The 10,161-nt window shown below is 73.5% G+C and carries 9 protein-coding genes and 1 pseudogene; 1 reads left to right on the forward strand and 9 read right to left on the reverse strand.

Annotated elements, in window-relative coordinates:
• The 7 genes from ACZ4FH_RS15075 to ACZ4FH_RS15105 all read right to left on the reverse strand — a co-directional run.
• Window positions 1–917: adenosylhomocysteinase (locus ACZ4FH_RS15075; protein ID WP_467304926.1), on the reverse strand; the 917-nt coding region annotated here is incomplete at its 3' end.
• A 247-nt stretch (window positions 918–1,164) separates the two neighbouring features.
• Entirely contained in the window at window positions 1,165–2,142 is a 978-nt protein-coding gene (locus ACZ4FH_RS15080) for a cation diffusion facilitator family transporter (protein WP_467304928.1), read from the reverse strand.
• 88 nt (window positions 2,143–2,230) lie between these two features.
• On the reverse strand, window positions 2,231–3,442 hold the full coding sequence (gene manA / locus ACZ4FH_RS15085) for a mannose-6-phosphate isomerase, class I (RefSeq protein ID WP_467304929.1): 1,212 nt from the start codon (window positions 3,440–3,442) through the stop codon (window positions 2,231–2,233).
• A 98-nt stretch (window positions 3,443–3,540) separates the two neighbouring features.
• On the reverse strand, window positions 3,541–4,677 hold the full coding sequence (locus tag ACZ4FH_RS15090) for an SIS domain-containing protein (RefSeq protein ID WP_467304931.1): 1,137 nt from the start codon (window positions 4,675–4,677) through the stop codon (window positions 3,541–3,543).
• A 50-nt stretch (window positions 4,678–4,727) separates the two neighbouring features.
• Complete coding sequence (locus ACZ4FH_RS15095; protein WP_383648857.1) at window positions 4,728–4,910, reverse strand: Trm112 family protein; 183 nt, start codon at window positions 4,908–4,910, stop codon at window positions 4,728–4,730.
• A gap of 401 nt (window positions 4,911–5,311) precedes the next feature.
• Entirely contained in the window at window positions 5,312–6,685 is a 1,374-nt protein-coding gene (locus tag ACZ4FH_RS15100) for a phosphomannomutase/phosphoglucomutase (RefSeq protein ID WP_467304932.1), read from the reverse strand.
• 69 nt (window positions 6,686–6,754) lie between these two features.
• Window positions 6,755–7,129, reverse strand: coding sequence for a DUF3499 domain-containing protein (locus ACZ4FH_RS15105; RefSeq protein ID WP_383648862.1), 375 nt, complete (start codon window positions 7,127–7,129; stop codon window positions 6,755–6,757).
• A gap of 325 nt (window positions 7,130–7,454) precedes the next feature.
• On the opposite strand from ACZ4FH_RS15105, the gene ACZ4FH_RS15110 reads away from it, so the two are divergent.
• The gene (locus ACZ4FH_RS15110; protein WP_383648864.1) at window positions 7,455–7,883 is read left to right on the forward strand and encodes a metallopeptidase family protein; all 429 of its coding nucleotides are present in this window, start codon (window positions 7,455–7,457) and stop codon (window positions 7,881–7,883) included.
• A gap of 255 nt (window positions 7,884–8,138) precedes the next feature.
• Here ACZ4FH_RS15110 and ACZ4FH_RS15115 read toward each other — a convergent pair whose 3' ends face one another.
• Window positions 8,139–9,686 (reverse strand): DUF5719 family protein, encoded by a 1,548-nt coding sequence (locus tag ACZ4FH_RS15115; RefSeq protein ID WP_467304935.1) that lies wholly within the window; start codon window positions 9,684–9,686, stop codon window positions 8,139–8,141.
• Window positions 9,683–10,161, reverse strand: a pseudogene (locus ACZ4FH_RS15120) (family 2 glycosyl transferase); the annotation flags it as partial. The pseudogene ACZ4FH_RS15120 and the gene ACZ4FH_RS15115, both read right to left, overlap by 4 nt.

The following is a 10,161-nucleotide window of genomic DNA, read 5'->3' on the forward strand; positions in this document are numbered from 1 at the left end:
ATCGCCGCCTGCAGCGCGCAGATCGGGTCGATCTCCGTCACGATCACCCGCGCACCCTGACCCCGCAACGACTCCGCGCAGCCCTTGCCCACATCGCCGTAACCGCACACGACCGCCGTCTTGCCACCGATCAGCACATCGGTCGCCCGGTTGATCCCGTCGATCAGCGAATGACGGCAGCCGTACTTGTTGTCGAACTTCGACTTCGTCACCGCGTCGTTCACATTGATCGCCGGGAACAACAGCGTCCCGTCACGATGCATCTCGTACAGACGGTGCACACCCGTCGTCGTCTCCTCCGTCACCCCACGGATCTCCGAGGCGAGCTGGGTCCACTTCTGCGGGGACTCGCCCAGGGTGCGGTTGAGGAGCGTGAGGATGTGCGCGTACTCCTCGCTGTCCGCCGTCGACGGGTCCGGGGCCTCGCCGGCCTTCTCGAACTCGACGCCCTTGTGGACGAGGAGGGTGGCGTCACCACCGTCGTCGAGGATCATGTTGGGGCCGCCGGTGGGGGTGTTCGGCCAGGTCAGGGCCTGCTCCGTGCACCACCAGTACTCTTCGAGCGTCTCGCCCTTCCAGGCGAAGACGGGGACGCCGGCGGGGGCGTCGGGGGTGCCGTTCGGGCCCACGGCGATCGCGGCGGCGGCGTGGTCCTGGGTGGAGAAGATGTTGCAGGAGGCCCAGCGGACCTCGGCGCCGAGGGCGACGAGGGTCTCGATGAGCACGGCGGTCTGCACGGTCATGTGCAGCGAGCCGGTGATGCGGGCGCCGGCCAGCGGCTGCGCCTCGGCGTACTCCTTGCGGATGGACATCAGGCCGGGCATCTCGTGCTCGGCGAGCGTGATCTCCTTGCGGCCGAACACCGCGAGGGAGAGATCCGCGACCTTGAAGTCCTGTCGGTTGGCGACCGTCGTCATAACGGGCTGCTCCTCGTATTGGGGTCGAGGGTGGGCAGGGCGGCTCTGCGGCGGTGGGCACAGACATGCCCGGACCGCTCGCAGCGCAGTCCGTCGGAGGCCCTCTCTCCCTCGGCCGGTCCGGCGTACGGACCGATCGACCGCCATCAGCAGCGACGTCTGACACTGCCGTCGAATCTACACCGAACGGCCCAGCCGCTCCCAGTCCAGCGGGGCCGGGAGCGGCTTCGGGGCGGATCCGGGACCGTCAGTGGCCGGATCCGTTCGGCGTGCCGCCCGGGTTCTTGGCGGGGTTCACGCCGGCCGCGGCGGCGGCCGCGTTGTAGATGTCCGGCTCCAGGTAGATGACCCGGGCGATCGGGACGGCCTCGCGGATGCGGGACTCGGCGGCGTTGATGGCGTTGGCGACCTCGGTGGCGGTGTCGTCGTGCTGGACGGCGATCTTCGCGGCGACCAGCAGTTCCTCCGGGCCGAGGTGGAGCGTGCGCATGTGGATGATGCCGGTGACGGTGTCGCCGTCGACGACGGCGGCCTTGATCTTGTCGACCTGGTCGGTGCCGGCGGCCTCGCCGAGCAGCAGGGACTTGGTCTCGGCCGCGAGGACGATCGCGATGGCGATCAGCAGGATGCCGATGCAGAGGGTGCCGATGCCGTCCCAGATGCCGTCGCCCGTCCCGAGGGCGAGGCCGACGCCGCCGAGGGCGAGGACCAGGCCGATGAGGGCGCCGAAGTCCTCCAGGAGGACGACGGGCAGCTCGGGGGCCTTGGCGCGGCGGATGAAGTCCGTCCAGCTGAGGGAGCCGCGCGACTCGTTGGACTCCTTGATCGCCGTACGGAAGGAGAAGCCCTCCGCGATGATCGCGAAGACGAGGACGCCGACCGGCCAGTACCAGGACTCCAGCTCGTGGGGGTGCTTGATCTTCTCGTAGCCCTCGTAGACGGCGAACATGCCACCGACCGAGAAGAGCACGATCGAGACGAGGAAGGCGTAGATGTAGCGCTCGCGCCCGTAACCGAAGGGGTGCTGGGGGGTGGCTTCGCGCTGGGCCTTCTTGCCGCCGAGGAGGAGGAGCCCCTGGTTGCCGGAGTCGGCGAGCGAGTGGACGCTCTCCGCGAGCATCGACGACGAGCCACTGAACAGGAACGCCACGAATTTGGCCACTGCGATCGCGAGGTTGGCGCCGAGGGCCGCCACGATCGCCTTGGTTCCGCCTGACGCACTCATGGGTGCCTGGTGTCCCTTCGTCGGTGCTGCGGCCCCGGCGGCCGCGGTACGGCCGGACATTGTTGCAGCCGCCGGGACGGACGGTGCGTCAGGCCACCACAGTGGCGCGGAACAAGGCACCTGTACCGGACACTTCGGTCCTCTCGTCCGCCGGTACGAAAGCGGATTCGCCCGGTCCGAGGGCGAGTTCGCCGGCCTTCAGGGCGCCTGCCGTGCAGAGCAGGATCTGCGGGGTGGCCGCGGTGAGGTCCACGGGGGTGCCGCCCGGCGGGAGGGCGAAGCGGGAGAGGCGGAACTCGTCGATCGGGGTCTCGTAGACCTCCTCGCCCAGGGGGGAGGCCTCGGGGCGCAGGATTCCCGGTTCGGCCGCCTCGAAGCGGACAATGCGCAGGAGTTCGGGCACGTCGACGTGTTTGGGCGTGAGACCGCAGCGCAGCACGTTGTCCGAGTTGGCCATGATCTCGACGCCGAGGCCCTCGATGTAGGCGTGCGGGACGCCGGCGCCGAGGAACAGTGCCTCGCCGGGCTGGAGGCGCACATGGTTGAGCAGCATCGCCGCGACCACGCCGGCGTCCCCGGGGAAGTGATGGGCGAGCCGGGCGAGGTGGGCGTGGGCGCCGCCGATGCGCTCGGCCGCCTCGGCGACCGCCGCGACGGTCTCGGCCGTCCGGGCGGGGTCGGCGCCGAGGATCGCGCCGAGGGCCTCGCGCAGGGCGGCGTCCTCCGGATGGGCGCGCAGCAGGTCGGCGTACGGCTTGAGGCTGTCGACGCCCAGCTCCTCCATCGCCTCGGCGGCCTCGACGGGCCTGCGGAAGCCGCACAGGCCCTCGAAGGGGGTGAGGGCGCAGATCAGCTCGGGCTTGTGGTTGGCGTCCTTGTACATGCGGTGGGCGGCGTCGAGCGGTACGGCGCGGCGTTCCTCGTCGGCGTACCCCTGGCGCGCCTGGGCGAGGTCGGGGTGGACCTGGAGGGAGAGCGGGGCGCCGGCGGCGAGGATCTTGAGGAGGAAGGGCAGCCGGGGGCCGAACTTCTCCACGGCGGGGGCGCCGAGTTCGCGCACCGGGTCGGCGTCGACGACCTCGTTGAGGGGCTGTTCGGCGGCCGGGGCGGAGCCGTCGGTGGGGCCGCCCGCCGGGCCGTCGGTGGGGCGTGGGCGGGTGATCCGGGAGGGGGCGCCGGGGTGGGCGCCCATCCACATCTCCGCCTGCGGTTCGCCGGTGGGGGCGATGCCGAGCAGGGCCGGGATGGCGGTGGTGGAACCCCATGCGTAGGGGCGCACGGTGTTGGAGAGCCGGTCCATGAAATTCGTCCTCGTGCGGGGTGGGCTGCGTGGATCTCGTGGCGGCGAGGTAGTGGGGCGACGGCACCGCGGGCGCGGCCCGTCGCGGGGTGCGCGGGTCAGGCGCGGGCTTCCGAGGCCAGCGACAGGTAGACGGCGGCGAAGTCGGTGATCGCGAGGAGCTCGGCGAGGGCTTCGAGCCGGGTGCCCTCCTCCGGTTCCAGTTCGCTGATCGCCGTGTCGTGGCCGAGGGCCAGTTCGCGGGCGGCGGGTGCGGCGCTGAGGCCGCCGACGGCGCGGTCGCGGAGCAGGACGACGCGGGCGTGGAGCGGTTCGGACTCCTCGACCCGGTCGCGGAAGAAGTCGTCGGGGTCGGCTCCGGCGGCGAAGGCCCCGGCGAGCAGTCCGCCGTGGGCGGGCAGCGCCTCGGGGAGCTCGGCGGCGAGGGCCGGGCGGCCGGACAGTTCGGACAGGACGGCGGCGAAGCGGCGGCCGACCGGCCCGGATGTGTCGCCCTCGGTCCAGATCAGGGGCAGGGTGTCGGCCAGTTCGGCGGCCAGGGTCTTGGCCGGGTTGCTGTACGTGGCGATCGCCGGTCCGCACCGTTCGGCCGTGCGGTCCAGCCGGTCGGCCACGGACTGGAGCGCGTCGGCGGGCGCGGTGACCAGGCCGACGCGGTCGAGGAGGGCGAGCAGCGGGGTGAACAGGGCCCAGAGGGTGCCGGGGCCGGCGGCCGAGGTCTCGGCGTCGTACTCGCCGTGCGGGGCGGAGGCCATCGGTACGACGAGGCCGTGCACCCCGTCGACCGCCTCGCGCAGCGGTGAGGTGCGGGGGGCGACGGCCACGACGGTGCAGCCGCGCCGGTAGGCCTGCTCGGCCAGGAGGGCGAGGCCCGGTTCGGAGCCGTCGGCGGTGGCGATGAGGAGGAGGTCCACGGAACCGGCCCAGCCCGGCAGCGTCCAGCGCAGGGCGCCCGCGGCGGGCGCCACGCCGGTCGGGTGGATGCGGGTGACCGGGGCGGAGGCGCCGGCCAGGGCCGCGATCAGGTCGGCGACGCCGGTCGCGGCGGTGCCGGGCCCGGCGACCAGGACGGCGCGCGGGCGGCCCTCCGGGTTCAGCTCGGTGATTCCGGCCTCGGCCGCGTGCCGGGCGGCGGTGCGGACCCGGGCCCCGGCCTCGGCGGCGCCGCGGAGCAGACCGCGGCGGTCGGCTCGGGCCAGGGCTTCCGGGGCGTCGAGCAACGACTCGTCGAGCATGGGGACGGTCCTCCGATCACGTGCCGATCACCGTGCGGGCGGGGCCCGGACTACGCGGGGCGGCGGGCCTCGTCGACGAGCAGGACGGGGATGCCGTCCCGTACGGGGTAGGCCAGCCCGCAGTCGGTGCCGGTGCAGATCAGTTCCGGGCTGTCGGCCGTCGACCGGTCGTCGAGGGGCGAGTGGCAGGCCGGGCAGGCCAGGATCTCCAGGAGGCCGGCTTCGAGCGGCATGGGGCGGGTCCCTTCGAGCGGTCGGGCGGCGTGGGTGTGACGGGGCGCCGGTGGCGCCGGGTGCGGGCGGTGCCTGTGGTGCGGGCGGTCGCCGTGCGGTGTTCGGTGCCGTGTGGTGCTGGTCGTGTTCGTTCCCTGGGGAACGGGCGAGGTCAGCCTACCGCCGGGGTGGCGGGGGCGCGGCCCGGCCCGGCGGGTGGTTCCGCGGATGCGGCGGGGCGCATTGCGGGGCGGGGGGTGGGTGCGGGTGGGTGCCTGCGGCAGGCCTTGTCCCCTCCCCGCCCCTTCCCGTAACCGGGGCGCTGCCCCGGACCCCGCGCCTCAAACGCCGGCGGGGCTGGAGAACACGCAGAACACGGCAGCCATGCCTCCGGCAGGTGCCGGGCGCGCAACCGGTGTGTTCAGGTGCCGGACGTGCGGATCAGGGTCAGGACCTCGTCGCGGACCGCCGTCATCGTGGCCTCGTCCCGGGCCTCGACGTTGAGGCGGAGGAGGGGTTCGGTGTTGGAGGGGCGGAGGTTGAACCACCAGGTGGGGCCGGTGACGGTGAGGCCGTCGAGGTCGTCGGTGGTGACGCCCTCGCGGGAGGCGAAGGCGGCGCGCACATCGGCGGTGCGGGCCGGCTGGTCGTCGACGGTGGAGTTGATCTCGCCGGAGCCGGTGTAGCGGTCGTACTGGGCGACGAGGGCCGACAGGGGCTCGTCGGTGCCGCCGAGGGCCGCCAGGACGTGGAGGGCGGCGAGCATGCCCGTGTCGGCGTTCCAGAAGTCGCGGAAGTAGTAGTGGGCGGAGTGCTCGCCGCCGAAGATCGCGCCGTGGGCGGCCATCTCGGCCTTGATGAAGGAGTGGCCGACGCGGGTGCGGACCGGGGTGCCGCCGTTCTCGCGTACGACCTCCGGGACGGTCAGGGAGGTGATCAGGTTGTGGATCACCGTGCCCGTGCCGCCGTTGCGGGCCAGTTCGCGGGCCGCGACCAGGGCGGTGATCGCGGACGGGGAGACGCCCGCGCCCTTCTCGTCGACGACGAAGCAGCGGTCCGCGTCGCCGTCGAAGGCGAGACCGAGGTCGGCGCCCTCGGCGAGCACCCGGGCCTGGAGGTCGACGATGTTCGCGGGGTCGAGGGGGTTGGCCTCGTGGTTGGGGAAGGTGCCGTCCAGCTCGAAGTACATCGGGACGAGGTCCAGCGGGAGGCCGTCGAAGACCGTCGGGACGGTGTGGCCGCCCATGCCGTTGCCCGCGTCGACGACGACCTTCAGGGGGCGGATCCGGGTCAGGTCGACCAGGGACAGCAGGTGGGCGGCGTAGTCGGAGAGCGTGTCGCGGAGGGTGACGGTGCCGGTGCGCGCGGCCGGGGCGGGGGCGCCGGTCGACGACCACCCTTCGACGAGGGTGCGGATCTCGGCGAGACCGGTGTCCTGGCCGACAGGGGCGGCTCCGGCCCGGCACATCTTGATCCCGTTGTACCGCGCCGGGTTGTGGGAGGCGGTGAACATCGCGCCCGGCAGGTCCAGCGCCCCGGAGGCGTAGTACAGCTGGTCGGTCGAGCAGAGGCCGATCAGGGTGACGTCGGCGCCGCGGGCCGCCGCGCCCCGGGCGAAGGCGCCGGACAGGGCGGGGGACGTGGGGCGCATGTCGTGGCCGACGACGGCGGCCTCCGCGCCGGTCACCTCGACGAACGCCGCGCCGAACAGCTCGGCCAGGTCCTCGTCCCACTGGTCGGGCACGACCCCCCGCACGTCGTACGCCTTCACGAGCTGCGACAGATCTGCGGTCACGGGCCGGTCCTCCTGAGGTTTCTTCGGACCGCCAAACTACCCGGCGGCCGAGGGCGCCCCGGCCGGCGGTCAGGAGTCGGGCGAACGCAGCACGCGGAGGTGGCCGCGGCGGGCGACCTCCATCGGGTCCGCCGTGCGCGGGCCGCCCCGGGTGCCGTCGCCGCGGTCCTGCGGGCGGGCCGCCTCGCGGACGGCGTTGGCCAGCGCTTCGAGGTCGTCACCGCTGGGGCGGGTGGGGGCGGAGGGATCGGAGAGCCGGACGACCTCCCAGCCCCGGGGCGCGGTCAGGCGCTCGCTGTGCTCGGCACAGAGGTCGTAGCAGTGGGGCTCGGCGTAGGTGGCGAGCGGGCCGAGGACCGCAGTCGAGTCGGCATAGACGTACGTCAGTGTCGCGACGGCAGGGCGGCCGCACGCGGTGCGCGAACAGCGACGTACAGGGCTCACGATGTTGGACGGTACCGCACTCTTGAACGGGCTGCGACGACTCTCCCTCAGCTCACCCCACCGTGTCGGCCTGTGAGACCGGACACATCGGACCTCCGGGCAACTCCCCTGACCTGGGCGGGAGGAGATGTCCGCGCCGTCGCGCGGCGGTCGCCACGGACGTCGCGCGGGGTGAATCCCGTCGTGCGACCGGGTCGCGACGAGGCGGAGCTGGGCCGAAAACGTGAGGCCTCCTGGCCGGATCGGGTCCTGCCGAAAGGTGCCCGGACCGGGTCCGGCGCAGCGGCGGTCCGGGCCGGTGGTGCGGGGTTACGCTGCGTCAGTGATGGACAGTCCCGTACCTCCCCACCCGCCCGAACCCCGTCCCCGTCGCCGCGACCGGCACGGGCGGGGGATGCGCGGCCCCGTAGCCCCGCCGCAGGTGCCGCTCTCGGCCAGCAGGGCGGACAGTTTCCGCGATCTGGTGCAGGACTCGGTGGAGCGGCTGGAGCGGCGGTGGCCGCAGCTGGCCGAGGTCGACTTCGTGGTCCTCGACGTGCCGGAGACGTCGGAGGAGACGGTGCCGCTGGGCAGCGCGGTCTCGGCGCGCAAGGAGCGGCCCGCGCAGATCGCCGTCTACCGCCGGCCCGTCGAGATCCGCACCAAGAACCGCGACGAGCGGGCGCTGCTGGTGCACGAGGTCGTGGTGGAGCAGGTCGCGGAGCTGCTCGGGCTGGCGCCGGAGTCGGTGGACCCGCGGTACGGGCAGGAGTAACCGGCCGTACGCGAACGGCGGGGGCGGTCCGAAGGGCCGCCCCCGCCGTGCAGGTGCCAGACAGTCCGGGTAGGGCCACCCCGCCGTGCAGGTGCCGGGCGTCCGGGAAAGGCCCACCCGCCGTGCGCGTACCGGACGGTCCATGAAGGGCCGACCCGTCATGCGTACCAGGTGGTCCAGGAAGGGCCGCCCAGCCGTCCGCGTACCGTGCGGGCCCCTTCCCGGTGCGCCCCGTCGTGCGCGTGCCGCGTGGTGTCAGTCGTCCAGGACCGACAGGTTCTGCTCGGCGGCCGGGACCTCGACCGTGCCGCCGTCGTCCGGCAGGGTCTGCACGGTGAACATCGGGATGCCGTCCTGCGGCACCGTCAGCGTCCGGGCGGCGTGCACCGGGCCGCCCGACTCGGTGCGGACGGTGAGGGCGTACGTGCCCTTGAGACCGGCCGGGACGGGCGGGGTGACGGCGAGGGTCGTGCCGGCCGGGACCTGGTAGGTCTTGCTGACCGGGGTGCCGCCGCCGCTGCCCGCGGAGGCCGTGACCTTGACGGTGCCGGCGGCGCCGGGGGCGGTGAGCGAGAGGACCGATCCCTTGGCCCGGTTGTCGGCGGCGGTCGCCTGCGCGCCGACGGGTCCGGTGGCCGGGATGTAGCCGGTTTCCTGCTTGTCGCCCTTGCCCCGCACGATCCGCAGCGCGGCCACGACGGGGGTGGCCCGGCCCTTCTCGCTGGGGGTCAGGAGCAGGGAGCCGGCCTCGCCCCGGGTCAGGTCCTTCAGGTCGACGCCCGCGGTCATCCGTGACTTGACGTGCAGGTCCTCGTGGCCGACCGGGGAGATCGCGCCGGTCTTGCCGAGGAGTTTGACCGTGAGGTCGGCGTCGTCGTCGCTCGGGGCGAAGGCGACCAGCCGGACCGAGGTCGCGTCCGCCGGGATGCCCGGCAGGACGACGGTGCCCGAGGGGTCGGCGGAGGCGGGGAGCCAGTCGGAGCCGGCCTTGTCGTCGGCGGTGCGGACGACCGCTCCGACGCGTCCGGTGCGGGTGGTGACGTGGACGGTCACATCGTCCACGGCCTGGCTGGTCAGCGTCGAGATGAGGACGCGGACGCCGGATCCGGCGGGGACCGTGATGCCCTCGCCGACGTCGGACTTCAGCGTGCCCTCGGGGCCGTACAGCTCGATGTCGGCGACGGCGGCGGTGTCGTCCGGGTTGGTGAGGTGGACGTAGTCCTCGCGGGTCTTCGCGGTGCTGGCGGCCGGGAACCAGAAGTCCGTGTCGGGCGCGGTGCAGCTGACGCCGAGCAGGCCGCGGCCGTCGCCCGCCTCGATGGTGGTGGTCTGCTGGGTGGTCCAGCCGGGAGCCAGCCGGCCGGTGGCGGTGCCGACGAGGGCGGGGGCGTCCGAGCCCGAGGCCTCCCCCGTGCCGGGCTTGCCGGGCTCCTTGAGGGCGACGACGGGCTTGTCCGGGCCGGCCGTCTTGGACTTCTTGTCCTTGTCGTCCTTCGCGTCCTTGTCCTTCTTGTCGCCCTTGTCGGCCTTGGCCGTGGCGGGCGCCAGGAGTTCGGCGGTGCCGGCCGGACCGGAGGCGTCGCCGCCGCCGGAGAGCGGGGTGAAGGAGGTGTACGCCGTCTCGGCCAGGTCGGAGAGGCCGGGCGCCGGACAGAGCAGGCTCGTGCGCTCCACGGGCAGCCGCTCGGCCGTCCTCGCCGTGGTGGTCGTGGTGTCGCCGGGGGCGGTGACGGCGGCGAAACCGGTGACGGCGGCGAGGGCGACGACGCCCGCGATCAGGGACAGGCTGCTGGTGGACTTCACTCGGACTCGCCTCGCGATGCGTTGCCGGTCTGCCACGGGTGCTGGCCCGGGGCGGGGTTCTCGTCGGGGTTCTGCGGGTCGTACGGGGCGGCCGGGCCGCCGGGGGCGCCCTGGCCGTCGTACGCCCCTTGTGCGCCGTACTGGGTGCCGTCGTACGCACCGGCGTCGTACTGCCCCTGGTCGTACGACGGCGCATTGCCGTACTGGCCCTGGTCGTACGGGGCGTATCCGCCCTGCTGCTGCGGATAGCCGTAGGCGTCGTAGCCGCCGGAGCCGTCGGGCTGCTGCTGCGGGACGTTGCCGTACGCGGGGTCCTGGTACGAGCCGTCCTGGTACTGCGCGTAGGCGGGGTCCTGGTACTGCGTGCCGTCCCACTCGCCGTACTGCTGCTGCGGCACCGCCGCGTACGGACCGGTGTCACCGTCGCCCTGCGGGGGCAGCGTCCCGTACTGGCCGGTGTCACCCTCGCCCTGCG

Source organism: Streptomyces sp. NPDC024555 (assembly GCF_055559335.1).